Source organism: Huintestinicola sp. (genome assembly GCF_051882455.1).
In the GTDB taxonomy this organism is placed as follows: domain Bacteria; phylum Bacillota; class Clostridia; order Oscillospirales; family Ruminococcaceae; genus Huintestinicola.
The window spans coordinates 34,650-59,337 of the sequence record NZ_JBJERV010000009.1 but is presented as its reverse complement, the minus strand read 5'-3'; the positions used below and the strand labels follow the sequence as shown (position 1 = coordinate 59,337).

Genomic DNA, 24,688 nt, shown 5'->3' with positions numbered 1-24,688 from the left:
TGGCGTATTATAGCCGCCGTATTTTGTCCATAGGTTAATTGGTTATTAGTATTAACATTTATTTAATATTTTTTATGGATATGCCAATATAAATTGCACGATAAATATGATAAAATGATTAGAGCACTGTGATACAGTACATTTTATTAAAACTATATGAGGTAACTCACTATGAAAAAGAACGTAATAAGAGCTGCAGCAATGGCAATAGCATTCTCGGCAGCATTATCCGCCTGCGGTGCTGCAGAGCCTGTGCCTGCCGAAACCACCGACACCATGACAGAAACCACAGCTTCAGAAGTCTCTGTTCAGACAGAAACCCCTGCAGAAGAAACAACTGCTGAAACATCATCAGAAACGGAAACCGAAACAACAAGCGAAACCGAAACTGAAACCGAAACAATAACCGAAACAGAAGCACCTGTCAGTGAGCTTAATGCAGGCGAAGACCCCATGCTGGACGAGCTGTACTCAGTAAACCGAAGCAATGCCGAAAAGCTTTATGCAAACAGTATTGCCAAGGTATACAGCTTTGACAGCGCAGCAGGACTTGAACCGCTTTCACAGACAAATACATCCGACACCTTCAGCGCAAGGCTCTGGACATATATGGGCGGCTGCAAGGAACTGAGCTTCACTATGCTGAGAAAGGACAGTGAGCTTATCACCGATAAGGGGCTGCTTCTCGGCACCTGGGTGGGTGTTGATGACGAAGGAGCAGCTATCATTGGCGGCAAGCCTGCTATGACCGGTGTAACGATACTTCACTATGGAAAAGAGATCAGCGATCATGATACACTCATAAAGGCAGCGAAAGAGAATTTGGTCGAAAACGGCTATTCCGATGAAGAAGCAGAGGAACTGCTCAGTGCAGCGGAGCCTCTCAGAGATCATTTCGTGTACAGCCCTGTTTACATACAGCCCTTCTATGATGACGAAGGATATGCCTGCATTCATCTGGCTGATGAAAACAATACTGATACCCGTTTTGCACAGGTGAGAATTGCTGTAAGCGATAATGGATATGCTGCGCTCATGTCCCCCGATATAGGTGCATTCTACCCTTCTGTATGCAGCCAAAAAGAGATCAGCGATGAAGATTTTTCATCCTGGTCATATGGTTTCCTTGAAACAGACAGCGTATATTATCCTTTGGCAAAGCCTTTGGGAAATAATATCCGTATCTGTGACGCTGCCCCGGACCCTGACTACGATCTTACGATGGACGAGTTTTCTTCATCGTACAGCAACGACTGTCTTCTCGGTGCATGGGTAAACGGCGTATCCTGTTATTGATGACAAACTGAAACGGACTTCCCTTTTTTCGGGGAAGCCCGTTTTTTTATCAGATGACATAATCATAATCTCCGCCGCTGCGGATAAGACTTGCGATGGAAATGCTGTCAAAATAATCGTTTGTGAGCTTGTAAAAATCCTGCCACATCTTCAAAGTCCTGTTATCCTGAGACTCGCTGCTTTCCTTCAAAGACGAAACGGGAATGAGATCTCCTTCCGCAACGCGGAGTATCTCGCCCACGCTGTAATTCTCGGGAGGTCTTTTAAGGCGGTATCCGCCGTTTTTTCCGTGGACGCCGAAAACAAGGTCTCCTTTGGTGAGAACAGGCATTATCTGCTCAAGATATTTTATTGACAGCGCCTGACGTCCTGCAATGTCCTTGACAGGTATGCATCTGCTGCTGTAATGCTCAGCAAGGTCTATCATCACCTGCAGAGCATATCTTCCTTTTGTTGTGACAAGCATTTTTTTCACCTCAACAGTTTATGCCGTCAGCCTTCGGGCTGATAAGAAAGCTGTGATATATATTTTTCTGCGGAGTAAATGCTGTTTGCACCGTCTGCAGCGGCTGTGACTACCTGCCTGAGAGGCTTTGTGCGCACATCTCCTGCGGCGAAAATGCCCTTTTCCGAGGTAACGCAGTCCTCCCCTGCAATAATATATCCGCCGCTGTCCATATCAACAACGCCCTTTAAAGGCTCGCTGCCGGGAACAGTTCCCACAGCTGCAAATACTCCGTTTACGGTAAGAGTTTCTTCCCTTCCGTTTTGCATTATCCTGATGCCCTCAACACGGTTTTCGCCAAATATCTCAACAGGAACTGCGTTCATCACCGTTTCAATGTTTCCTGCCTCCGATACCTTCCTGCAAAGGGACTTGTTTGCGCGAAATTCGTCTCTGCGGTGGATAAGATAGACCTTCTCCGCTATCTTTGAAAGATAAAGAGCGTCGCCCAGAGCCGTATCTCCTCCGCCGATGACCGCAGCTGCCTTATTCCTGTAAAAAGCTCCGTCGCATACTGCGCAGTAGGAAACTCCCCTGCCCGACAGCCTTTCCTCGCCCTCTATCCCAAGCTTGCGGTGAGAAGCGCCTGCGGCATATATGACAGTCTTTGTCTCAAAAGCACTGCCGTCCTGCAGGGAAACGGTGTATATGCCCTTTTCGGGGGCGATCTTTGTGACCTCGCCCTCGATAAATCTTGCTCCCAGCGCCTCTGCATGGCTGCGGAATTTCTCGCCCAGGTCATATCCGCTTTCGCCGTAAAGCCCCGGGTAATTGTCCACCCGTTCGCTCTCGGCTATCTGACCCGTGCCCATGAACATTTTCTCGATAACGATAAAATCCATCTCCGCGCGTGAGGCATATATCGCCGCAGAAAGCCCTGCTGCCCCGCTGCCGATTATTATGGTATCATAAATCATTTTGTTATTCTCCAAAAAATCAGTCTGTAATTATTATACCCTCATTCTCCGCATTATCCCCCGTTATCTTAAAGGAGTTCAGAACGGGAGCTTCCCTGTCCATCAGGGAAAGGATAAGATAGCTTGCCTTGCTGTCATATGCAAGGCGCTTGTCCTCATCGGAGGGACGGGAGGGCGACTCGGGGTGGGAGTGCCAGTTGCCCAGGGGAACAAGCCCGTTTGCACGCATATCCTTTATCGCCGCAAGCTGCTCCTTGGGGTCAAGGGAAAAATGCTCGTTGGAGTGGTCGGTATTTGTGAGGATATAGACCTTCTTTATCTCCTTGCCGTCCTCGGTGATACTTCCTGCAATAAGTCCGCATGCCTCCTCGGGAAGAACGCTTTCGGCGTGCCTGAGAATGGTATCAAAATCAGCTCTTTTTAAACTTATCATTGTTTGATCAGTCCTCATTTGTAAGATGAACGCCGTCACATTCGTGCTGCTCGTAATCGATAAGCTCGGTAATGGTGGGGTGCTCGCCGCAGACAGCGCACTTAGAAGTGTCCGAGGGCAGCTTTACCTTGCGAAACTCCATCGTAAGAGCGTCATAGGTAAGAAGATAACCCGTAAGCAGCTCGCCCTGACCGATAATGTATTTAACAGCCTCCATAGCCTGTAAGCTGCCGATAACGCCGCCCATCGCACCGATAACTCCTGCCTGCTTGCAGGTGGGAACAGCGTCCTTGGGAGGGGGATTTTTGAAAACGCAGCGGTAGCATGGACCCTGTCCCGGAACATAGGTCATCAGCTGACCCTTGAAGCGGATGATCCCCGCATGGGAAAAGGGCTTTTTCGCCATAACACAGGCGTCGTTTATGAGAAACTTTGCAGGAAAATTGTCCGTGCCGTCAATGATGAAATCATAGTCCGCAATAAGCTCGGAAATGTTTTCGCTTGTAACGAAGGTGCGGTAGGTCTTCACCGTAACATCGGGGTTGATAGCCTCCATAGTTTCCTTAGCGGACTGCACCTTTGCCTTGCCGATATCGGCGGTGGAGTGGATTATCTGGCGCTGGAGATTGGAAAGATCCACCTCGTCCGCGTCTGCGATACCGATAGTTCCCACGCCTGCCGCAGCAAGATACATTGCCGCAGGAGCGCCCAGTCCGCCTGCTCCGATGATAAGAACTTTAGCGTTCAGAAGCTTTTTCTGACCCTTTGCACCCACTTCTTTAAGAATGATGTGACGGGAATATCTTTCAAGCTGTTCGTTGGTAAATGCCATTTTCGTTTCCTCCGTTTATTAAATTAAAGGGAGCCTCCGCCCATGAAGTATAAGAATTCAACGCTGTCCCCGTCCTTTAAAACAGTGCCTTCAAAAGCGCCGCTCTCAACAAATTCATCGTTTATTGTAACGGTAACATATTCGGGAGTCTCCACCTTCTCGTCAATAACGAGCTGAGCAACGGTAAGACCGTCCTTTACCTCTTTTTTCTCTCCTGCAACTGTAATATTCATAGCAATTTTCTCCTTACAATATTATCATATCTTATCTATTTCCGAAACTATCTCGGATTTTTTCACCGCTCCGTTTAAACGGGAAATTTCCTCGCCGTCTTTAAAGAATATGAGTGTGGGAACGGACATCACACCGTATTTTTCCGCAAGTGCGCCGTCAAAATTGATGTTTATCTTAACAAGCTTTACCCTGTCACCCTGTTCCTCCTCTATCTCGGCAAGAACGGGAGAAAGCCTTTTGCAGGGAACGCAGCTGTCGGAATAAAAATCCGCAATAACAGCCTTGCCCCCGTTTTTCACCTCAGCCTCAAAGGTGTCTGTGCTTACACGAACCGCCATCTCAGTCACCGACCTTCTTTACAATGAGGGTGTATGTACCGTCCTCATTGTTTATGAGCTTGAGTATCTGATGTCCCTCCTCCTTGATGCTTCTGGGAACATTCTGAACAGGCTCGCCGTCATTCATTTTCACCGCAAGTATCTGTCCGTCGTCCAGCTCCTCAAGAGCCACCTTTGCCTTAACGAATGTGGTGGGGCATACCACATCGGTAATATCTACATTATCGTCAATATTGAAACCTATCTCAGCCATTGTAAACCTCCAGAATTTTCTTTTCAAATTTATCTCTGCCCACCCTGTCAAGAGTGAATTTAAAGCGCTCTCCCGCATTTGCATTTTCCGCAAAAAATTCGATAGCAGCGTCGCATATTTTCAGAAGCTTTTCCTTGTCCTCGATGAAAGGAATGACCGCCTCGCCCTTGCTTATGCTGTTTCCGAAAAGTCCGCCGAATGACACGATGTATCCGTGAACAGCGTCCCACGCGTCTGTGGGACAGGCTTTAACGCATCTTCCGCAGAAATTGCACTTGCCCTCGTCAACGGATATTTTTCCATCCTTTATCTCAATAGCACCCACACGGCACGCCTTTTCGCAGACGCCGCAGTTAATGCAGTCGCTCTCCCGCCATTTTACCTTTATGCCGCCCTTAATTCCCAGGTCGTTTTCCTCGGCTTTAAGGCAGTTGTTCTGACAGCCCGTAATGCCGAATTTGAACTTGTGGGGAAGCTCCCTTGCGAAATATCGTTCGTCAAGCTCCTTTGCAAGAGCATAGGTATCAATACAGCCCGAGGGACAAATAGCCTCACCCTGACAGGCGGTGACCGTTCTTACACGAGGACCGCATACTCCGGGTTCAACTCCGCCCTCCGCAAGCGCCGCCTTCACCTCGTCAATATCGTCAAGCTTGATAAAGGGTATCTCCACGCTCTGACGGGAAGTGAGATGGACGTGACCGTCGCCGTATTTTTCCGAGACCTCAGCTATCTTTGCAAGCTGAGCTGCAGTAACATTTCCACCCACAACGCGAAGTCTCAGAGAGAAATTGTTCTTCTGCTTCTGGCGCATAAAACCGCCCTTTTTAAGAGTTGCATAATCCACTGCCATATTAAATAACCTCCGTTTTATCTATAGCCTGCTTAAAATCTGCAATAAGATCGTCAATATCCTCAATGCCCACGCTTATGCGTATCGTATCCTCATAAACGCCTGCATTTACCTGCTGCTCAGGGGTGCTGTGGGTGTAAATGGTGCTTGCCGGGTGGATAACAAGGGTCCTCACGTCTCCGATATTGGTGGCTATACAGGCATATTTCAGACTGTTTATGAGCCCGAATGCCTTTTGCTTGCTGCCTGCCCGAATGGTGATTATTGCGCCGCCCATTCCCTTCAGCTGTTTTTCCGCCAGCTCGTGATAGGGACTTGAGGCAAGAGCGGGATAATTGACCTCTACCCTTCCGTCCTCCTCAAAAAACTCCGCCAGCTTTTTTGCATTAAAGCAGAGCCTTTCCATACGAATCCCCAGGGTTTCGAGCCCGATGGAATTAAGGTATGCGTTCATCGGCGCAAGACAAGCCCCCGCATTTCTCCAGATACCGTTTCTCAGCTTTGCCAGGTATGCAAATTTTCCGAATTTCTTATATTCCTCAAAGCCCCTGTAACGCTTCGGGTCCCACTTGAAGCTTCCGCTGTCGATTATCACGCCGCTTATGGCGTTACCGCTGCCGTTTATGTATTTCGAGGAGGAATGAACAACAATGTCCGCCCCGAACTCAAAGGGATTTATCAGATAAGGGGTCGCGGTGGTGCTGTCAATAATAAGAGGGATACCTCGTTTGTGAGCAGCTTCGGAAACCGCTTTTATGTCCGTAACATTAAGCTTTGGATTTCCGATAAGCTCCGTAAAGACTGCCTTTGTCCTGTCTGTAGCAAGCCTTTCCACGCTTTCCGCCGTTACCTCGTCGGTGTAAACGGTCTTTATCCCGAAAGCCTCAAGGTCACCGAACAGGTCGATGGTCCCTCCGAAAAGAGCCGAGCCCGCTATCACCTCGTCCCCCGACTCCAGGATATTTAAAAGCGACATGGTGACCGCCGCCATACCCGAGGAACAGGCGACCGCGCCTATGCCCTTTTCCATAGCGGCAGCGCGCTTTTCAAAGGAGTCAACGGTAGGATTGCTTATCCTCGTATAAGCAAATCCGGGAGCCTTGTTGTTGAATACCGCCTCAAGCTTTTCCGCCGATTCGTGAGCGAAAGCGCTTGACTGGAATATTGGAGCAAGGGTCGAGCCTGTTGACTTTTCTCCGTCAAAGCTCTGATGAAGCAGAGCGGTGTTAAAATTCATAATATCAGCTCCGTAAAAAAGGATTGCCGTCTCCCCTGAGACTACTGATATTATATCACGTTATTCCTACTATGTCAATAGGTTTTATATAGTTTTGGAAGATTTATGCATAATTACCAACTTTAACCTCAATATTTCTTATCATTTATCAATTTTCTCTACCCTGTCAAAGAAAAATCGTCCTGTTTTCCCACAGTATTCCGCCTTGATCTAAAGCCCTGCCCGAGGCAATGTTAACGCAGCCCGAAAGCATAAGGAGCATCGCAGAAATAACAGGGATAAAAAAATTTTTTCTTCATAATAAAACCGCCTTTAATATTTTTAGCAGGCTGAGCCTGCATCCGCTCGTTCAATAATTTATTTGGGCAGCAAACAAGCGGCTCGGTAACGCACAAATGCATAAGCCCAAACCGCAGACCTACAAAATCTACCGGCGCGGAAACAAAATAGCAGTCCCGCATAAACCCACAGCGCGACCTCGCCGCGGGTCGAACCCGCCGGCGCGGAAACAAATCAGCAGTTCCGCATAAATTCACAGCGCGACCTCGCCGCGGGTCGAACCCGCCGGCGCGGAAACAAATCAGCAGTTCCACATAAACCCACAGCGTGACCTCGCCGCGGGTCGAACCCGCCGACGCGGAAACAAAGCAGCAGTTCCGCATAAATTCACAGCGCGACCTCGCCGCGGGTCGAACCCGCCCTCGCTGCGGGTCGAACCCGCCCTCGCCGCGGGGCGTCCCCCGCCGCCGCGGGTCGTCACCCGCAAAAAAGCTCCCGACCCTGCCGGAGCATTCCCGCAGGGTCAGGCAAATATTTTTTGATGTATCGGGATAAATCAGAATATAGCCACAACAGCACCGTTATAAGTGTCCTCGATGTACTTCTTTACCTTGTCGGTCTTGAGCGCATTTACAAGCGCAGTGGTCTTTGCACTTGTCTCATCGCCCTTTCTAACGGCAATGATGTTTGCATAGGTCTGAGCAGCGCTGCCCGAAGCGTCCTCAACAGCCAGAGCGTCGGCAATGTTAAGACCTGCCGCAAGAGCATAGTTTCCGTTTATTACCGCAAGGGAGCCTGTGTCGCTGTTGCCGAACTGAGCCGCAACCGTATCTGCCTGAACGGTAATTATATTGTAGCCCTTGTTGTCCACAATGTCAAGAGTAGTAACGCCGTCAACCGCATTAGCACCCTCGGGAAGGTCGATAAGGTTTTCCTGCTCAAGAAGGAGAAGTGCCCTTGTCTCGTTGCTGTCGTCCGCAGGGATAATGATGGTAGCACCCTCGGGGACTTCCGAAACGGAAGCAACGCCGTTTCCGTAAAGTCCGAAGGGCTCATAGTGGATAGAAGCGGCAGAAACGATATCCGTTCCGTTGGACTGGTTAAAGCTGTTCAGATAGGGAGTGTGCTGGAAATAGTTAGCGTCCAGCGAGCCTTCATTAAGCGAAGTGTTGGGAAGCACATAATCGTCGAAAATAACTATCTCAAGCTCATACCCTGCCGCAGCAAGATCATCCTTTACCTGCTCGAGTATCTCGCCGTGAGGAGTGGAGGTCGCGCCCACAACTATCTTTTCAAGCGAACCGCCTGCAGCCTGTGTCTCTTGAGCCTGTGAAGCAGAGGTCTGAGTTTCCTGATTGCCCGATGCCGCGCCGCAGCCTGTTACAGCAGCGGAAAGAGCGAGAGTGACAATAAATGCAAAAGCTTTTCTGAGATTTTTCATAATAGTAAGTTCCTTTCATAAATAACAAATTTCAATTTTTTTCATATCATCGGAGGGCAACATCGCTGCATTCGTCCGAATCTGAAATTTGCTCTTACGAGAGTCTCAAAATTCCGTTCCATTCCGTAGTTTCCTTTCTATCTGATACGCTTGTCGGTCTTTCTTGCGATAAGCATGCCGACCTCCTGGATCATCTGCACAATGATAATTGTAAGCAGCACGCAGACCCAGATAATATCATCGTTAAATCTCTGATAACCGAAGCTTACAGCTATCATACCCAGACCGCCGCCGCCGATAGTGCCTGCCATAGCGGAGTAGCCGAGGATAGTCACCAGTGAAATAACGCTGCCCACAATAAGAGAAGGCTTAGCCTCGGGGATAAGCACCCTGCAGATTATCCGCATATCCGAAGCGCCCATAGACTTAGCCGCCTCGATGACTCCGCCCCCCACTTCCTTGAAGGAGGACTCCGCCATTCTCGCCACATAAGGCGCCGCAGCAATAATAAGTGTAACTATCATCGCCCTGTTTCCGAGGCTCGTTCCCGTAATGAGCTTAGCCACAGGGAGCATAGCCACCATAAGAATAACAAAGGGAATACTTCTGAAAATATTCACCGCAATGCTTAAAATGCGGTACAGCCATGGCATAGGGTGAATGCCGTCCTTGTCCGATACATTCAGCAAAATGCCCAGCGGCAGTCCGATGAGGTAGGAAAAGAATGCGGATATGAAGGTCATATAAACCGTTTCCCAGATGCCCTTCTGAATAGTTCCCGATTCCCAGAGCTTAATGAGAAGCTCAGACATTTTCATCCCCCTCCCTTTCGCTGTACCTGATATTATTATCCTCAAGATACCGTATCACCCTGTCTGCCACAGCCTTGTCATCGGGCAGTCCCAGGATAATATGACCGCAGGCAACGCCGCCGATATCCTCGGTATCCGCCTTGAGAATGTTAAGAGGAGCCTGACAGGTGAGAATAAGATTTGCAACAGTAGGCTTGAAGGAATTTTCCCCGTCAAAGGCAATTCGTATGACCCTGCCGCCCTTGACCTCGCTTGCAGTATTAACCGAAGGAAGAATGAGCTTCTTAGCAATGTCCGACTTAGGAGAAGCAAAAAGCTCGCTCACCTCCGCCAGCTCGGCAATATGTCCGCCGTCAAGAACAGCTGCCCTGTCGCATATGCTTTCTATCACCTTCATCTCGTGAGTGATGACGATAATGGTAACTCCCAGCTCCCTGTTCACCTTTTTGAGAAGCTCAAGAATGGAGCGGGTGGTGTCGGGGTCAAGAGCGCTTGTAGCCTCGTCGCAGAGCAGATATTTAGTCTCCGCCGCAAGTGCCCTTGCAATAGCAACACGCTGCTTCTGACCTCCCGAAAGCTGAGAGGGATAGGAGTTTTCCTTGTCCGAAAGCCCCACCAGCGCAAGAAGCTCTCTCGCCCTTTTCACAGCGTCATTTTTGGGCACTTTGGCTATTTCAAGGGGAAAGCAGACATTTTTGAGCACCGTCCTCTGCTCCAGAAGATTAAAGCCCTGAAAGATCATTCCGATGCTCCGTCTTTTGATGAGCAGTTCCTTTTTTGAAAGCTTTCCCAGCTCGTCGCCGTCAATTATCACCCTGCCGCCGGTGGGCACCTCAAGATAATTTATACATCGTACCAGCGTGCTTTTTCCCGCACCCGAAAGTCCGATTATACCGAAGATCTCCCCGTCGTTGACAGTTAAATTAACATCGGAAAGAGCGGTAAAATCACCTGCCGCAGTATGAAAGGTCTTGGAAACATTTTCCAGCTGTATCATATCATACCGCCTCCCGAATTTTGCCGAATATGGCTCTTGCCAGCTGCCTGTGACCCGCCCTGTCAAGGTGTTCCCTGTCAGCAGCGGAGGGAGAAGCAAATTCCGAAGCCGCAAGGAAATCGCAGCCCGTTCTTTCCGCCACCGAGGAGTAAGCCTCTCTCAGCCCTCTGGAAACTCTTACGGAATTTTCGTCAAACGCCTCGTCAAATCCCTTTTCGCCAACGCCCTCCGCAAGATGAATGGGCGAGACAATGAGAATTTTAACATTGCCGTTATAATCCCTCACCTGACGAACCAGCTTTTCGACCCCCGCCGCAATATCGTCGGGACTGTTTTTGTAGCAGCTCTTGCAGTCGTTTGTGCCCAGCATGATTATCACATACCCGGGAGTGTGGCTCTCAAGGAGAATGGGAAGAACATCGCTGCCCTTCCTGCCGGGACGGTTCATATCGTCAAAATCCGTAGTCCTGCCGCACAGCCCCTCCTCGTCCACATGAACTCCGAAAGGAAGGAGACTGCGGCTCAGGATTCCCGTCCACCGCTCGCTGAAATCGTATCTCAGCTTGGTTTCGGGGTCGTAGCCGTATGTATTTGAATCGCCGAAGCATAAAAGATTTTTCATACCTGTACCCGTCCTTTCTTTCGGAGTTTTCCTTTGGTCTATGTATGTATTATAGCACAGTTTTTCATATAAGTGAAATTCATATTTTCTATACTCGGCTATAGATTTTATTTATAGCAAGCCTTGACATAAAAGCCAAAAAAGCTTATAATTATAATAAATCACCGTATGAAAAAGCGTCCATCGAAAGACCCATTTTCATTATAGCACATTTGACCCGTTTTGTCAATACATTTTAGAACATTTGTTTATATAAAATAAATTTTGTATACCTGCACAAAACACCCCGAAGGAGTGACCCGAATTATGACCCTCCAGCAGATAAAATACGCCATAACAATAGCGGACACAGGCTCTATGAACCGATCGGCGGAGCAGCTTTTTGTCTCCCAGCCCTCACTTACAAGCGCCGTAAAGGAGCTTGAAAGGGAGATAGGCATAATGATATTCCGCCGCACCAGCAAGGGCGTAGTCCCCACAAACGAAGGAGCCGATTTTCTTATCCGCGCAAGGCAGCTGTATCAGCAGTACGAGCTTCTCACCGACCGCTATACCGCCGCAGGCTCCTTCAAGCGCAAATTCGGCGTCTCCACCCAGCATTATTCCTTTGCGGTAAAGGCATTTGTGGAAACGGTGAAAAAATACGACACCCTGAACTTTGAATTTGCCATTCGCGAGACCAAAACTCTTGAAGTCATATCCGACGTGGGCACCCTCAGGAGCGAGATAGGCGTGCTGTACAAAAGCGACTACAACCGCAAGCTCATCGGCAAGCTCCTTAACGAAAACGACCTGGAATTTTTCCCCCTCATAAACTGCCGTGCATACGTCTACCTCTGGAAAAACCACCCCCTTGCAAAGGAAGCGTCCATCTCTCTCGAGCAGCTAAGAGACTATCCCCGCCTGTCCTTTGAGCAGGGCGCCCAGAGCTCCGTATTCCTTGCGGAGGAGATACTCAGCGAAAACGACTATCCCCGAACCATCACCGCCAACGACCGTGCCACACAGCTGAACCTTATGGTGGGACTTAACGGCTACACCCTCTGCTCGGGAATAATCTGCGAGGAGCTTAACGGCTCCGACTTTACAGCGGTCCCCTTCCGTGAGGACGAGAGCAACCATAACGTTGTTATGGAAATAGGCTACATCACCAAAAAGCACAGCCGCCTCAGCGACATTGCGGAGGACTATATCGCAAACGTAAAAAAATATCTTGAGAGCACAGAAATCTGATACAAAAAATGCGGCTCTTAAATGTGAAATGCTCCCCTTTTGTTAGACAATGTGGTATAATATAAATATACCGATATTGAAACTAACGAAAGGGGGCATTTTTATGCCTAAAGGACAGCCAAATAAAAGATATACCCCAGAGTTTAAAATCAAAGTAATAGAAACAATGCACAATGAAGGGCTAAGTTACAAAGAAGCGGCAAGACAGTTTGATGTGTCATATGATACAGTAGTTGCTAAGTGGGAACGCATCTATCTTGAAGAAGGCAAAGAAGGCTTCTACATAGAACGCCGAGGACGCAAGTCAACAGGTCGCCCAGCAAAGCTTAAGAAAGAAGTGGAAGAAGACCTTATCTCAGAGGTGCAGCGACTTCGTGCGGAGAATGCATACCTAAAAAAATTGAATGCCTTGGTTGCCGAGAGGGTACGGCAAGAGAAAAAGCACAAGTGATATGGGAACTGAGGCACGAATTCAAAATATGGCTGCTCATAGATATTGCCAAGATTCCTCGCAGCACATATTACTATTACAGCAAACAATTTGATTCTCCCAAGCCTGATAAATATGCTGAAATCAAAGCTGAGATACGCCGTATTTACGATGAAAGCAAAGGACGCTACGGTTATCGAAGAATAACAAAGGAACTGAAAAATGATTATGTTATCAATCATAAAACAGTACAGAAATTAATGCGTAAAATGGGAATTTTCTGCCGTGTTCGTATGCATAAGTATAACTCTTACAAGGGTGATGTCGGCAAAATTGCACCAAATCTCCTTGAACGTGATTTTAAAGCAGACAAGCCAAACCAGAAGTGGGTAACTGATGTTACAGAGTTTGCACTATTTGGAATAAAGTTGTATCTGTCACCAATCATTGATTTATATAATGGTGAGGTTGTTTCATACAATCTGAGCCGTCATCCGAATCTTGCTCAGACCACTGATATGCTTGAAAAGGCATTTGCAAGAATTCCCGATAACACAAATCTTATCTTACATTCAGATCAAGGCTGGCAATATCAGCATAAGCATTATCAGAAAATGCTTGTGGATAAGGGTATCAGACAAAGTATGTCCCGAAAGGGCAACTGTCTTGATAATGCTTGTGCCGAAAACTTTTTCAGCTTGTTAAAGACGGAATTGCTGTATTTGCAGGAGTTTACTTCAGTTGAACACTTCATTTCAGAGCTTACAGAATACATAGACTGGTACAACAACAAGCGTATCAAGCTTAAGCTTGATGGACTATCTCCTGTTGATTACAGACACAAAGCTGCATAACAAAAGCGACCAAAATCGCTTCTGGTCGCTTTGTATAATTTTTCCTTTAAAACTTTGTCTAACTTTTGGGGGTCAATGCAATGAAAGCCGCATTATATATTTTTTATTCGTCATAAAGCCCCTTCTTTAACCTGTCAAGCCCATCCGCGCCCACATAAACGGGAAACCTCCCCGTCCGTTCAATAGTCTGCCCGTTGATCATACCCGTGTGGAAAGAGATGTGCCGAAACTGCATAAGCACAAGCTCAAAGCGGGTGTAGCGGCAATTCCCGGGCTTTTCATAAAGCATTTCGTCCGTAAGCCCGTCAAGGTAAGCACGTGTTTTCAGCCGCACAGCACTGAGATACCCCAGCAGCTCGGTATCGCTTAAAACCGCATCGCAGGGATTGTCGGGATCGTCCATTCCATGCTCGTGAAAGCTCGGCTCATCAAATTCAAACGGGTCAAAAAACCACTTGTCCGCCGAATGAATGGTATGATAAGCGTATCTCCACGCCGACGCACCGCAGACAAGGGCATTTCTGTCATAGGTTTTTATCGCCGTTTCCAGATTTATAAAATTTATCTCTGCCTGCTCTTTGATGAAACCGCATAACTCGTTCATTGAAATTCTCCTCTCTGCCCGAAAATTTTCAGCGATCCCTTTTCTCCTGTGACAAATTCTTTGAAAGTATCAGCTCGAAAGGCTCTCCCGAAGGAGCAAAGCCTCCCACGGTCATATATCCCAGCCTGTTATAAAAATGCTGTGCATACTCGTCGGAAGCGGTGGAAGTCATTACCTCGGAATAGCCATACTCAGCCATTTTACGCTCCCAGAATTTTACAAATCCTGCACCCAAGCCCCTGCCCCGATACTCCTCAAGGAGAAAAAGCATATTCATAAAAGGAGTGTTATCCCAGAATAAGCCGTATCTCAGCCACCCCGCAAATCTGCCCTCACATTCAAGAATGAACACCCGTCCAAGCCCGATAATGCTTTCAAGCTCCGAGGGGCTTATGTGCCTGTCGAAGGATAAAAGCAGTTCGGCGTCCGACAGCTCGGCAGTTCTGATAACTGCGCACTTATTATCAGGGATACATTCACAAAACCTAATTGTTGTACCGCTCAAAAAAATCACCCCAATATTTTCATACTATTCATATCATATCACAGATCTCACCGCTATGCAATAAGTAAAACAAAAAAGGCGCAGAAAAACCTCTGCGCCCTGATGTTCAAAAATGCGACTAAGCCGATAAGCCGGGTTTTGTCGTGTGCGGAAATCTATCTGAGCGAATCGTCGCCGAAACGCTTTAGCCGTCATTACGGTACGCCTGCCGAGCAGACATTGACGTACACGTACCAATAGACGTTGCATCGGATAGGGTTTACACGGCAGCGGTGTCTCCACCGCTCCGGTGAGCTCTTACCTCACCTTTCCACCCTTACCCCGAAGGGGGAAATATCCCGAAGGGGGAAATATCCCGAAGGGGGAAATATCCCGAAGGGGGAAATATCCCGAAAGGGGCGGTATATTTCTGCTGCACTATCCCTAAGGTCGCCCTCGGCTGCCGTTAGCAGCTATCCTGCTCTGTGATGCCCGGACTTTCCTAACTCAAAAGAGTTCAACCGCATAGCTTACTCGCAAGGATATTCTAACATATTTTTTGAAAGCTGTCAAGGGGTAGTCATGGAATTTTAATACTAACAACCAATTGTTCTATGGATAAAGACGGTGGATAGAATATGACAAATCAAGGAAAACGACCGCAGGCATATGTCAAGCGAAGCTTGACACCGGCAAGGGAGTTTGACGCAGAGTTGGCGTATTATAGCCGCCGTATTTTGTCCATAGGTTAATTGGTTATTATAGCGATCCACAAAAATATCCTGCCAAGTTCGGCGGTTCAAAGCTTGAATAGTGTCGTCACTCACCCTTGACAGGCGGCAAGCCTGCCTGCGGGTTCCTTCCTAACTCTTCAAGCTTTGCACTCGCCTCCTTTTGTCAGTCTATTTCTGTGTCTTGCTATAGTATAAGCTCATAATTGTCAATGCTCCGATATTCCCCGTGCTTGAAGCCCACCTCATGGATGGTGCCGCAGTATGAGAAGCCGAATTTCCTGTGCAGAGCCCCGCTGGCAGCATTTCCCGAGGTTATGACCGAGACGATAAGATGAAGAGAGCCGTTTTCACGGGCAAGTCTCAGTATCTCCGCCATAAGCGCCGAAGCCACGCCCTGCCGCCTGAACTCGGGAGCAATGTAAACCGACAGCTCGGCGGTGGTCCTGTATGCTTCCTTCTGCCTGTAGGGCGAAAGTGTGGCATAGCCTGCAACGATACCGTCCGTTTCGGCAACAAGCAAAGGGTGCTCCGCAGTCTGATGCAGAGAAAACCACTCCTGCCACTCCTCAAGGGTCCTGGGATTGAGGTCAAGGGTGGAAACTCCGTTTATGACCTCGTAATTGTAAATTTCAAGCAGTCTCGGGATATCCCTTTCCGCAGCTTTTCTTATGATCATTTTCATCTGTCCTTTTCGGGTATTCAGAACCTGTCTTCACAAGAAATGTGTGCGTATATGCTTGTGAAGGCAGGTTCTTATATTTATCATAATCTATTCTGCCCCATTTTGCAATACCCGAATGGGAATTTTCTGTAAAGTTGTAAAATATCTATTGCAATAAAATTATTTTTGTGATATAATGTTCATACAGATGTTGTTATTTACATCAAAAAAATTATGGGGGTCAATTTTATGAATAAGTTTTTCAAGAAAATCGGAGCAGCGCTCTGCGGCGTACTTGTGGCAGCAGGACTTTCGGGCTGTATGTATATCGGTCTGGGAGTTGAGCTCAAAAGCAACAACACAGGCACGGTTTTCCTTTCATACGGTATGTCTTCCGATTACTGCACCGAGGAGGATTTTGCCGATGCCGAATATGAGGTCAAGCACTTCACCGTAAACGGCAAGGACTACATAGGCTACGATGTTACCGAGGAATACAGCAGCTATGAGGAGCTGAGCGCAGATCTCACCACTCTCAGCGAAAACGGCACCAGCCTTTTCACTTCTGTAAAAGCGGAAAAAAAGGGCAGCCTTTTCGTTTCCAAATACACCTTTGACGCAGTAATGCCTCCTCTTATGGGTGACGATGCAGGTGAATACGCAGGTATGGCATCTGATATGATAGCCGTTGACTTCACGCTGAAAATGCCCGGCGCCGTAAAATACTGCGAGGGAGGCTCCATCGGCGACGACGGCAGCATTACCTTCCTTGTTGACCCCGCAAAGGAATGTACTTTTTCCTGCGAGTCCAGCGAAGTAAATTTCGCCTCCATATTCATCGCAGCGGGCGTTGTGCTCGTGGTCATCGGCGTTATCGCAGTGGCTTCCAAGAAGAAAGATAACTGAGTTTCATAAACAATGCTCCGAAACCGTCCGGACGGTCTCGGAGCATTTTCAAAATTTATCAGCTAACAGTTATTTCCAGAACAACATAAGCGTATATATTAGCTGTAGATCTTATGGTTATCTTTGCCTTGCCTTTTTTGAGAGCTTCAATATCCCCCTTGCTGTTTACTGAAACAACACCGGGATTTGAGCTTTTGAAAGTAACATCCTTGCAGTTTGTCTTGATAGGCTTAAAGCTGTATGCAAGCCTGAACTTTGTACCCACGCTGACAGTAAATTCAGTATCGGTAACAATGATCTCCTCGGGAACGATCTTTTCCTCTTCCTTAACGACCTTGGTCGTGCCGCTGCCTCCCTTTTTCACCTTGCCGTACTTATCAAATTTTACCTTTTCGCCGTCAATGGTAACAGTTTTGTTAACGGCTCTTTTTCCGTCGGAGCAGTAGTAGTAATCCGTTCCGTCCACGTCCTGCCAGCCTGTGAGCATAACACCGTCATCGCCGAAGAAATAGTAATTTTTGCCGATCTTAACGCTGCCGACGCTCATTACGCCATTCTTTGAGAAGTAATATTTGCCCGACTTGAGCTTCAGCCAGCCTGTACGCATAGTTCCGTCGGAATTGAAATAATACTTCTTGCCCGATTTTGTGGTGAGCCAGCCCTTTTTCATAATGCCCTTGCTGTTGAAATAATAGGTCTCGCCGTCGATCTCCTGCATACCTGTTACAGCCTTGCCTCTGTCATTTATGTAGGTCATACCCTTGTCGGTCTCTTTCCACTCTGCGGCAAAGCAGTTTGCAGCGGCTGATAATACTGCCGCAGCTGTCATACAGATAACTGCTGTCTTTTTAAATAATTTCATTGAGAAGTCAACTCCTTGATTTATTTTGTTAGTAACATTATACAACTGTGCGCAGCGTTTGTCAAGCGTCTTTACATAATGTCAATAAATATTTTATTTAAAGAAAACAGTCTGCATACAGGGCATACAAAATTAGCTTTGCTGCATCCGTGACCGCAATATCCGCAGTAATTACATATCAAATCAAGCATTATATCACCGGCCTTAGAAAAAGCCCCTTGCAGGACCTGCAGGGGGCTTTTAAAAATTAACTTTGATCCGGAATTATTTTATCCGTTAAGTCTTGCCTCGATCTTGTCGAGCTGAGCGTAGAGAGCTGCGGGAACGTGGCCGCCCTTAGCGGTGATGTCCTCATCGTAGTATCTTCTCATCTCGGCAATTTCCTTCTTCCAGAGATCCTTGTCAACAGCAAGAAGCTTGTCCAGTATCTCGGGAGTAACCTCGTCCTCGATGCCTGTGAGGTTGATATCGCTCTTCTTGGGGAGGTAGCCGATAGCGGTCTCCTCAGCGTCGATAGTACCCTCGCAGCGCTTGATGATCCAGTCGAGAACTCTCATGTTGTCGCCGAAGCCGGGCCACATGAAGTTGCCGTTCTCGTCCTGCTTGAACCAGTTAACGTTGAAGATCTTGGGAGCCTTGTCGCCGAGCTTCTCGCCCATCTCGAGCCAGTGTGCCCAGTAATCGCCTACATTGTAGCCGATGAAGGGCTTCATAGCCATGGGATCGTGACGGAGAACGCCTACTGCGCCTGTAGCTGCAGCAGTTGTCTCGGAGGAAACAGCAGAGCCCATATATGTGCCGTGAGTCCAATCAAAGGACTGATATACGAGAGGAGTTGTGGAAGCACGTCTGCCGCCGAAGATGATAGCGGAAACGGGAACACCCTTGGGGTTGTCAAACTCAGGAGATACGCAGGGGCAGTTGTGAGCGGGAGCAGTAAATCTGGAGTTGGGGTGAGCGAGCTTCTGAGGCTTGCCGTCAGCGCCCATAACAGCTGTGAACTCCTTGCCGTTTACCTTAGCGCCCTTCCACTCGGTAGCGTCCTCGGGAGGATTCTTGTCAAGGCCTTCCCACCAAACGGTGTTGTCAGCGTTGTTAAGAGCAACGTTTGTGAAGATGGTATCCTTCATTGTGGAAGCAAGAGCGTTGTAGTTGGACTTTGCATTTGTACCGGGAGCAACGCCGAAGAAGCCGTTCTCGGGGTTGATAGCGTAAAGTCTGCCGTCCTCGCCGGGCTTCATCCAAGCGATATCGTCACCTACTGTGAATACCTCATAGCCCTTATCCTTGTAAGCCTTGGGGGGAATGAGCATTGCAAGGTTGGTCTTGCCGCAGGCAGAGGGGAATGCAGCGGTGATATACTTCATCTCGCCATCGGGCTTCTTAACGCCCAGGATAAGCATATGCTCAGCCATCCAGCCCTCGTTCTTGCCCTGATAGGAAGCGATACGGAGAGCGAAGCACTTCTTGCCGAGGAGAACGTTTCCGCCGTATGCGGAGTTGATGGACCAGATAGTGTTGTCCTGAGGGAACTGAACGATGTATCTGTTCTCGGGGTCAACATCAGCCTTGGAGTGGAGACCTCTTACGAAATCGTTGGAGGTATCGCCCAGGTTCTCGAAAGCCTGTGCGCCCATTCTTGTCATAATATTCATATTGAGAACAACGTAGATGGAGTCGGTGATCTCAACGCCCACCTTAGCGAGAGGAGAACCGATAGGACCCATGGAATAAGGGATAACGTACATTGTTCTGCCCTTCATAACGCCGTCGTAAAGCTTTGAAAGCTTAGCGTACATCTCGGCGGGGTCGCACCAGTTATTGGTAGGGCCTGCCTCTTCCTTTGTAGGTGTGCAGATGAAGGTCCTGTCCTCAACACGTGCAACGTCGTTGGGGAGAGTTCTGTGGTACAGACAGCCGGGAAGCTTTTCCTGATTAAGTCTGTACATCTTGTCTCTGTTGCCCTCGGGAAGAGCGCAGACCTCGTCGGTAAGAGCGTCGAGCTGCTCCTTGGAGCCGTCGATCCATACGACCTTTTCGGGCTTTGTGAGAGCGACCATTTCGTCTACCCACTTGAGTACGTTGGGATTGTTTGTAAGTGCCATACTTCAAAACTCCTTTATTAAATGATATTTTTAACGAAAACAGAGCCGAAAATGAATAATACCGCAAAGCAACTTGCAAAATCTGCTTAAAAAAAACAATATACATTGTGATTTTTTTAACAAACCGCAGGATAAAAACGCTTTGCCGTTATTCAAAGCAAGCAGCACACTGTTCCTGTCAAAAAATTATTCCATATTAGTATTATACCCTATATTATCCCCGCTGTCAAGCATATTTTGATAATACCAAATGTTAAATATTTGTATAGGACATTTTCAGCCTGTGCTTATCCCCGAAATTTCCCATAAGCACTTGAAAGCCGCAGAAAAAAGCGTTATAATTACAATATGCAAATGCCATATTTCCCGTAAGCCACATATGGGGAAGGAAGGAAAGAACATGGGAATTACCAAAAATATCCAGAGCAGAGAAGCAATTGAAAAAATGATCGGAAATGCATTCCCCGAAAAGGAAATGACCGCCTGTGCGGAGCTGTCCGAGGGGCTTTGCAACATAGCCTACCGCATTGAGTTTTCCGACGGCAGCAAAAGTATCCTGAAAATAGCGCCGCAGTATAACAGCACGCTGCTCCGGAACGAAAAATGCCTTATGAACGCAGAGGTAAACGCTATGAAGCTTGCGGAAAATATCCACGGCGTCAGGACTGCCAAGGTGCAGTATTACGATACGAGCAAAGCTCTCTGCACGGGCGATTATTTCATTATGGAATATCTTGAGGGGGAAAGCCTCGTCTCCCTTCAGGACAAGCTGAGCGAGGAGGAAAGATACGCCATATACTCGGAGGTCGGCAGTATCGTCAGGGATATCGCACAAATAAAGGGAGAGCATTTCGGTCAGCTTTATAACGGCGCCGAGAGCTACGATAAGCTTTGGGATTTTCTAAGAACGCTTATACGCAACGTCCTTGCGGACGCAAAGGAGAAGGAGATAGTTATCGGAGTTTCTCCCGAGGAGATACTTTCCCTGCTTGAAGCCCACAAGGCGGCTTTCGAAGATGTATCTCCCGTGCTTGTCCACTATGACCTGTGGGAGGGAAATATCTTTGTGAAGGACGGTCATGTCTGTGCCCTTATCGACTGGGAAAGGGCGCTGTGGGGTGACGTGCTTATGGAGGACCGTTTCCGAAGGCACAGCGTAAATGACGCATTCCTGAGGGGCTTCGGTCAGACCGATTTTTCCAAAGCCGAGCGCATACGGATACTCTGGTACGATATCGTCCTCTATCTTACTATGATGACGGAGGGCAAGTTCAGGGAATATCCCGATGACAGTCAGTACCGCTGGATAAAGCCCTATTTTGACCTTTCATGGAGCGAGCTCAGAGCAATGTAAGATAAAATACCAGCCCCGAAGCATACAGAGTCGTCCGCTTCGGGGCTTAGCTATATTATTCCTTCTTTGATGCGGGAGCGTTTTCCACAGCCGAAACCGCATCGGCAAGCCATTTATCCTCAACAGCTTCGATCTCTCCGCTGTCGCAGGCTGCCGAGATAGCAGGGTCGATGGGCAGTCTGCCAAGTACCTTGAGACCGTACTCAGCCGCAATTTCATCGATATGGCTCTCGCCGTAGAGATAGAGCTTCTTTCCGCAGTCGGGGCACTGTGCATAGCTCATATTCTCCACAATTCCGAGGATAGGGATATTCATCATATTCGCCATACCCACAGCCTTGCCCACTATCATAGAAACAAGGTCCTGGGGCGATGTAACGATGATAACGCCGTCAAGGGGTATAGACTGAAAAACGGTAAGAGGCACATCGCCCGTTCCCGGAGGCATATCCACGAACATATAGTCAACGTCCTGCCAGATGACCTCGTTCCAGAACTGCTTTACAACTCCTGCGATAACAGGGCCTCTCCAGATAACGGGGTCGGAGGGGTTCTCCAGCAGGAGATTTATGCTCATTATATCAACGCCGCCCTTGCTCCTTACGGGGATAAGTCCCTTTTCGCTGCCCATAGCCCTTTCTGTGGTGCCGAACATTTTGGGAATGGAGGGACCTGTGATATCCGCGTCAAGGATAGCGGTGTGTACGCCCTTTTTGGCAAATTCCGAAGCCATCAGACCTGTGACCAGGGATTTTCCCACGCCGCCCTTGCCGCTGACGATACCGATGACCTTTTTAACGCTGCTGCCCTCGCCCAGCTTTTCGATAAAGCTCTGAGGAGATTTTCTCTCAGCGCAGTCCGAGCCGCAGGAGGAGCAGTTATGAGTACATTCGCTCATTTTATAACTTCCTTTCGATGTGATGCAATGTTATTTGATATTATATTTTTATTATAACCCAAACTGCCGGAAATGTCAAATAAATCCGATAAATTTACAGAAGATTTGTTGACAATCCAAAAAATATCAAAAAAAATGGTGTATAATCAAGTTATAGAATGAAAAATTGCGGCAAACCCGCTTCCGATGAAAGGAGTTTTTGGGAAATGCACACTGCGCCCGAAAAAATAATAGATTTTCATACGCACATTCTGCCCGCTCTTGATGACGGTCCTGCCGACTGCCGAACCGCCGCACAGATGCTTGTGAAGCTGTACGAGCAGGGAGTGACCCACGCAGTTTCCACCTCCCACTTTTACCGCTACGATGAGAGCATAGGAGATTTTATCGCAAGAAGAGACAGGGCATACAGCGAACTGCGCTCATATCTTGCCGCAGAGAGGATAACCCACGTTCCCGAAATAATTATCGGCGCGGAGGTCTATTTCACCACTGCCCTCATAAACGACCCCGACCTTGAAAAGCTTTGCATCGGCGATACGGACTATCTTCTTATCGAGCTGCCCTACACCCAGATAACCCAGAACGTGAAGGACAGCTTCAGGAGCCTTGCCTCCTGCGGACGGGTGCGCCCCATACTCGCTCATCTGGAGCGCTATGCCGCATATGCGGGTGAGGAGACCCTTTTTGAGCTGCTTGAGTCCGCTCCCGCACAGATAAACTGCGAGGCAGTTCTTTCCGTTCCCTCCTGCCGTCTTGCGGCAAAGCTTTTAAAGAGCGGCGGAGTTGCGGCTCTGGGCAGCGACTGCCACAATATGTCCTCACGTGCGCCGAAATTTTCCGAGGCACGCAAAAAGCTGTCCAGAAAGATAGGCGCAGGGGTGTTCACAGAGCTTATGGAGTCCTCGGCGGCGATACTTGAGAATGGTGATATATAAATTCCGGAAGTTTATAATTTTTTCATTAAACCTAACGTTACCGTGCCACAAATGAAATAATTCACAAGAAATTCCCCAACGTGCTCGCCGCGGATCGTCACCCGCATCAGCCGCTCCCCGTATCGGTCGGGGAGCGGCTGTTTCATGCCTTACCGTTATCCCGAAGAAGCTTTTTATAGCTGCTGTCAATGCCGATCGCCCCCAGTGGAGCGGTAATGATTATGGCAAGGACGGATACCGACAGCACTATCTTTCCGCAGGACAGCCCCATTGCCATGGGTACCGAACCGATAGCCGCCTGCACCGTTGCCTTCGGGAGATAGGCGATAACGCAGAAAAGCCTCTCCTTTGCGTTAAGCTCTGTTCCCCACAGGCAGATAAGCACGCCCACCGAGCGTATCGCAAGAGCTATAAATATCATAAGCACAGCCGCACCACCTGCGGAAAGGGTGTACCTGATATCCACAGCCGCTCCCACCAGCACAAACAGCAGCACCTCCGCCGCTATCCACAGCTTTCCGAATTTTGCCGCAAGTCCGCTCCATATGCTTTCGTCGGTTTTAAGCTTTATAACGCACGCCATCGCCACCACCGCAAGCAGACCCGAAAATGCGGCATACTGCTTGATAACGGTCTCCGTCCACATCAGCAGGAAGGATACCGACAGAATTATTATGACCTTGACGGAGTTTCTGATATTATGCTCCTTCCTGCCCGTGATATCAAAAAGAAAATACAGGATAAAGCCGCAGACCGCACCCGTTATCACCCCGAGCACCATCGATACGGGGATATCAAGAAGGTCTGCGGCGCTTGCAGTGCCCCCCTGTGCCATGGCGGCAAATGCAGAAAACAGGGTTATGACGAAAATATCATCACAGGACGCCCCTGCAAGTATCATCTGAGGAATGCTCTTTTCCGTTCCGTATTTATCCTCGATGAGCTTTACCATACGGGGCACCACCACCGCAGGAGAAACTGCGCTGAGCACCGCTCCCATCACCGCCGCTTCCGTGTGTGATATCCCAAACAGATACGGGGCGATGCAGACATATCCCAGTATCTCAAAGCAGGCAGGCACAAATGACATCATCACTGCAGGTCTGCCCACCTTTTTCAGGTCGGACAAATTAAGGGACAGCCCTGCCTTCACAAGTATTATGATAAGCGCTATCTGTCTCAGCTCCGAGGATATGCCAAGTATCGTGGGGTCAAGAAGATCAAGCACATAGGGTCCCACCGCAATTCCTGCGGCAAGCATACCGATTATCCTCGGCAGCTTCAGAAGCCTTACTATCTCTGCGGCAGACAGCCCCACAAGAAAAATTACTGCAAGCGAAAACAACATTATAAATTCCTCCTGTAATCAAAAAAGCCGACAGCATCTGCGTAAACAGCAGATGTCATCAGCTTTGCAAGCGGTTTAGGTTGCCCAAGGGAGAACGTCATTCCCTGTCATATTCGGTTTTATTTATTATAGCACATAGCAGCTGGATTGTCAAGCGTAAGAAAAGAAATTTATTCACTGCCATTTATAAAATACAATCGTCCGCTCACAAAATTCATATTTACTCAC

The 24,688-nt window shown here is 48.2% G+C and carries 27 protein-coding genes, 1 other RNA gene and 1 riboswitch; of the genes, 7 read left to right on the top strand and 21 right to left on the bottom strand.

Annotated elements, in window-relative coordinates:
- The first annotated feature begins 171 nt into the window (after positions 1–171).
- A complete protein-coding gene (locus ACI4J0_RS01500; protein WP_439764047.1) occupies positions 172–1,296 on the top strand; it encodes a hypothetical protein in 1,125 nt (374 codons plus the stop codon).
- Between the two features lie 49 nt (positions 1,297–1,345).
- On the opposite strand, the gene ACI4J0_RS01495 is transcribed toward ACI4J0_RS01500, so the two are convergent.
- From ACI4J0_RS01495 to ACI4J0_RS01435, 13 genes are all read right to left on the bottom strand, one after another.
- Positions 1,346–1,762, bottom strand: coding sequence for an RrF2 family transcriptional regulator (locus tag ACI4J0_RS01495; protein ID WP_439764046.1), 417 nt, complete (start codon positions 1,760–1,762; stop codon positions 1,346–1,348).
- A gap of 26 nt (positions 1,763–1,788) precedes the next feature.
- The gene (locus ACI4J0_RS01490; RefSeq protein ID WP_439764045.1) at positions 1,789–2,718 is read right to left on the bottom strand and encodes an NAD(P)/FAD-dependent oxidoreductase; all 930 of its coding nucleotides are present in this window, start codon (positions 2,716–2,718) and stop codon (positions 1,789–1,791) included.
- A 19-nt stretch (positions 2,719–2,737) separates the two neighbouring features.
- The gene (locus ACI4J0_RS01485; RefSeq protein ID WP_439764044.1) at positions 2,738–3,151 is read right to left on the bottom strand and encodes a M67 family metallopeptidase; all 414 of its coding nucleotides are present in this window, start codon (positions 3,149–3,151) and stop codon (positions 2,738–2,740) included.
- Between the two features lie 7 nt (positions 3,152–3,158).
- Positions 3,159–3,983, bottom strand: coding sequence for a thiazole biosynthesis adenylyltransferase ThiF (gene thiF / locus ACI4J0_RS01480; RefSeq protein ID WP_439764043.1), 825 nt, complete (start codon positions 3,981–3,983; stop codon positions 3,159–3,161).
- Between the two features lie 23 nt (positions 3,984–4,006).
- Entirely contained in the window at positions 4,007–4,216 is a 210-nt protein-coding gene (gene thiS / locus ACI4J0_RS01475) for a sulfur carrier protein ThiS (RefSeq protein ID WP_439764042.1), read from the bottom strand.
- Positions 4,217–4,240: 24 nt separating this feature from the next.
- A complete protein-coding gene (locus ACI4J0_RS01470) occupies positions 4,241–4,555 on the bottom strand; it encodes a thioredoxin family protein (protein ID WP_439764041.1) in 315 nt (104 codons plus the stop codon).
- A gap of 1 nt (position 4,556) precedes the next feature.
- A complete protein-coding gene (locus tag ACI4J0_RS01465; protein ID WP_439764040.1) occupies positions 4,557–4,808 on the bottom strand; it encodes a sulfurtransferase TusA family protein in 252 nt (83 codons plus the stop codon).
- A complete protein-coding gene (locus tag ACI4J0_RS01460) occupies positions 4,801–5,661 on the bottom strand; it encodes a 4Fe-4S binding protein (protein WP_432649627.1) in 861 nt (286 codons plus the stop codon). Before ACI4J0_RS01460 ends, ACI4J0_RS01465 begins: the two co-directional genes overlap by 8 nt.
- Before the next feature lies 1 nt (position 5,662).
- Positions 5,663–6,898, bottom strand: a complete 1,236-nt coding sequence (locus ACI4J0_RS01455; RefSeq protein WP_439764039.1) for an O-acetylhomoserine aminocarboxypropyltransferase/cysteine synthase family protein — start codon at positions 6,896–6,898, stop codon at positions 5,663–5,665.
- 835 nt (positions 6,899–7,733) lie between these two features.
- Positions 7,734–8,618: a MetQ/NlpA family ABC transporter substrate-binding protein gene (locus ACI4J0_RS01450; RefSeq protein WP_439764038.1), complete on the bottom strand. Its 885-nt coding sequence runs from the start codon at positions 8,616–8,618 to the stop codon at positions 7,734–7,736.
- A gap of 137 nt (positions 8,619–8,755) precedes the next feature.
- Positions 8,756–9,430, bottom strand: a complete 675-nt coding sequence (locus tag ACI4J0_RS01445; RefSeq protein WP_439764037.1) for a methionine ABC transporter permease — start codon at positions 9,428–9,430, stop codon at positions 8,756–8,758.
- Positions 9,423–10,427 carry a methionine ABC transporter ATP-binding protein gene (locus ACI4J0_RS01440; protein ID WP_439764036.1) on the bottom strand — a complete coding sequence of 335 codons (1,005 nt, stop codon included), beginning with the start codon at positions 10,425–10,427 and terminating at the stop codon, positions 9,423–9,425. The genes ACI4J0_RS01445 and ACI4J0_RS01440 overlap by 8 nt, the downstream gene beginning before the upstream one ends.
- Position 10,428: 1 nt before the next feature.
- Complete coding sequence (locus ACI4J0_RS01435; protein WP_439764035.1) at positions 10,429–11,049, bottom strand: GDSL-type esterase/lipase family protein; 621 nt, start codon at positions 11,047–11,049, stop codon at positions 10,429–10,431.
- Between the two features lie 294 nt (positions 11,050–11,343).
- On the opposite strand from ACI4J0_RS01435, the gene ACI4J0_RS01430 reads away from it, so the two are divergent.
- From ACI4J0_RS01430 to ACI4J0_RS01420, 3 genes are all read left to right on the top strand, one after another.
- Positions 11,344–12,282, top strand: coding sequence for a LysR family transcriptional regulator (locus ACI4J0_RS01430; protein WP_439764034.1), 939 nt, complete (start codon positions 11,344–11,346; stop codon positions 12,280–12,282).
- 103 nt (positions 12,283–12,385) lie between these two features.
- Entirely contained in the window at positions 12,386–12,733 is a 348-nt protein-coding gene (locus tag ACI4J0_RS01425) for a transposase (protein WP_439764033.1), read from the top strand.
- Positions 12,730–13,566 (top strand): IS3 family transposase, encoded by an 837-nt coding sequence (locus ACI4J0_RS01420; RefSeq protein ID WP_439764032.1) that lies wholly within the window; start codon positions 12,730–12,732, stop codon positions 13,564–13,566. Before ACI4J0_RS01425 ends, ACI4J0_RS01420 begins: the two co-directional genes overlap by 4 nt.
- A 103-nt stretch (positions 13,567–13,669) precedes the next feature.
- Here the strand turns inward: ACI4J0_RS01420 and ACI4J0_RS01415 are convergent, their stop codons facing one another.
- The 4 genes from ACI4J0_RS01415 to ACI4J0_RS01400 form a co-directional block, all read right to left on the bottom strand.
- Positions 13,670–14,170: a DinB family protein gene (locus ACI4J0_RS01415; protein ID WP_439764031.1), complete on the bottom strand. Its 501-nt coding sequence runs from the start codon at positions 14,168–14,170 to the stop codon at positions 13,670–13,672.
- Between the two features lie 28 nt (positions 14,171–14,198).
- Complete coding sequence (locus ACI4J0_RS01410; protein WP_439764030.1) at positions 14,199–14,675, bottom strand: GNAT family N-acetyltransferase; 477 nt, start codon at positions 14,673–14,675, stop codon at positions 14,199–14,201.
- Positions 14,676–14,786: 111 nt separating this feature from the next.
- Positions 14,787–15,191: RNase P RNA component class A (gene rnpB, locus ACI4J0_RS01405), an RNA gene on the bottom strand.
- 381 nt (positions 15,192–15,572) lie between these two features.
- Positions 15,573–16,064 carry a GNAT family N-acetyltransferase gene (locus tag ACI4J0_RS01400; RefSeq protein WP_439764029.1) on the bottom strand — a complete coding sequence of 164 codons (492 nt, stop codon included), beginning with the start codon at positions 16,062–16,064 and terminating at the stop codon, positions 15,573–15,575.
- A 234-nt stretch (positions 16,065–16,298) separates the two neighbouring features.
- Between ACI4J0_RS01400 and ACI4J0_RS01395 the strand changes: the two genes are divergently transcribed.
- Positions 16,299–16,955 carry a hypothetical protein gene (locus ACI4J0_RS01395; protein ID WP_439764028.1) on the top strand — a complete coding sequence of 219 codons (657 nt, stop codon included), beginning with the start codon at positions 16,299–16,301 and terminating at the stop codon, positions 16,953–16,955.
- A 58-nt stretch (positions 16,956–17,013) separates the two neighbouring features.
- Here the strand turns inward: ACI4J0_RS01395 and ACI4J0_RS01390 are convergent, their stop codons facing one another.
- A complete protein-coding gene (locus ACI4J0_RS01390; RefSeq protein ID WP_439764027.1) occupies positions 17,014–17,817 on the bottom strand; it encodes an Ig-like domain-containing protein in 804 nt (267 codons plus the stop codon).
- Positions 17,818–18,086: 269 nt separating this feature from the next.
- Positions 18,087–19,922, bottom strand: coding sequence for a phosphoenolpyruvate carboxykinase (GTP) (locus ACI4J0_RS01385; RefSeq protein ID WP_439764026.1), 1,836 nt, complete (start codon positions 19,920–19,922; stop codon positions 18,087–18,089).
- A gap of 400 nt (positions 19,923–20,322) precedes the next feature.
- Between ACI4J0_RS01385 and ACI4J0_RS01380 the strand changes: the two genes are divergently transcribed.
- The gene (locus tag ACI4J0_RS01380) at positions 20,323–21,276 is read left to right on the top strand and encodes a phosphotransferase family protein (RefSeq protein ID WP_439764025.1); all 954 of its coding nucleotides are present in this window, start codon (positions 20,323–20,325) and stop codon (positions 21,274–21,276) included.
- A 55-nt stretch (positions 21,277–21,331) separates the two neighbouring features.
- Here the strand turns inward: ACI4J0_RS01380 and ACI4J0_RS01375 are convergent, their stop codons facing one another.
- Positions 21,332–22,174: a P-loop NTPase gene (locus ACI4J0_RS01375; protein ID WP_439764024.1), complete on the bottom strand. Its 843-nt coding sequence runs from the start codon at positions 22,172–22,174 to the stop codon at positions 21,332–21,334.
- A gap of 206 nt (positions 22,175–22,380) precedes the next feature.
- Here ACI4J0_RS01375 and ACI4J0_RS01370 point away from each other — a divergent pair, with 206 nt between their 5' ends.
- Complete coding sequence (locus ACI4J0_RS01370) at positions 22,381–23,112, top strand: CpsB/CapC family capsule biosynthesis tyrosine phosphatase (RefSeq protein WP_439764023.1); 732 nt, start codon at positions 22,381–22,383, stop codon at positions 23,110–23,112.
- Positions 23,113–23,254: 142 nt separating this feature from the next.
- Here ACI4J0_RS01370 and ACI4J0_RS01365 read toward each other — a convergent pair whose 3' ends face one another.
- Positions 23,255–24,460: a cation:proton antiporter gene (locus tag ACI4J0_RS01365; RefSeq protein ID WP_439764022.1), complete on the bottom strand. Its 1,206-nt coding sequence runs from the start codon at positions 24,458–24,460 to the stop codon at positions 23,255–23,257.
- Positions 24,461–24,502: 42 nt separating this feature from the next.
- A riboswitch (Fluoride riboswitch) is annotated at positions 24,503–24,574 on the bottom strand.
- Positions 24,575–24,688 lie beyond the last annotated feature (114 nt).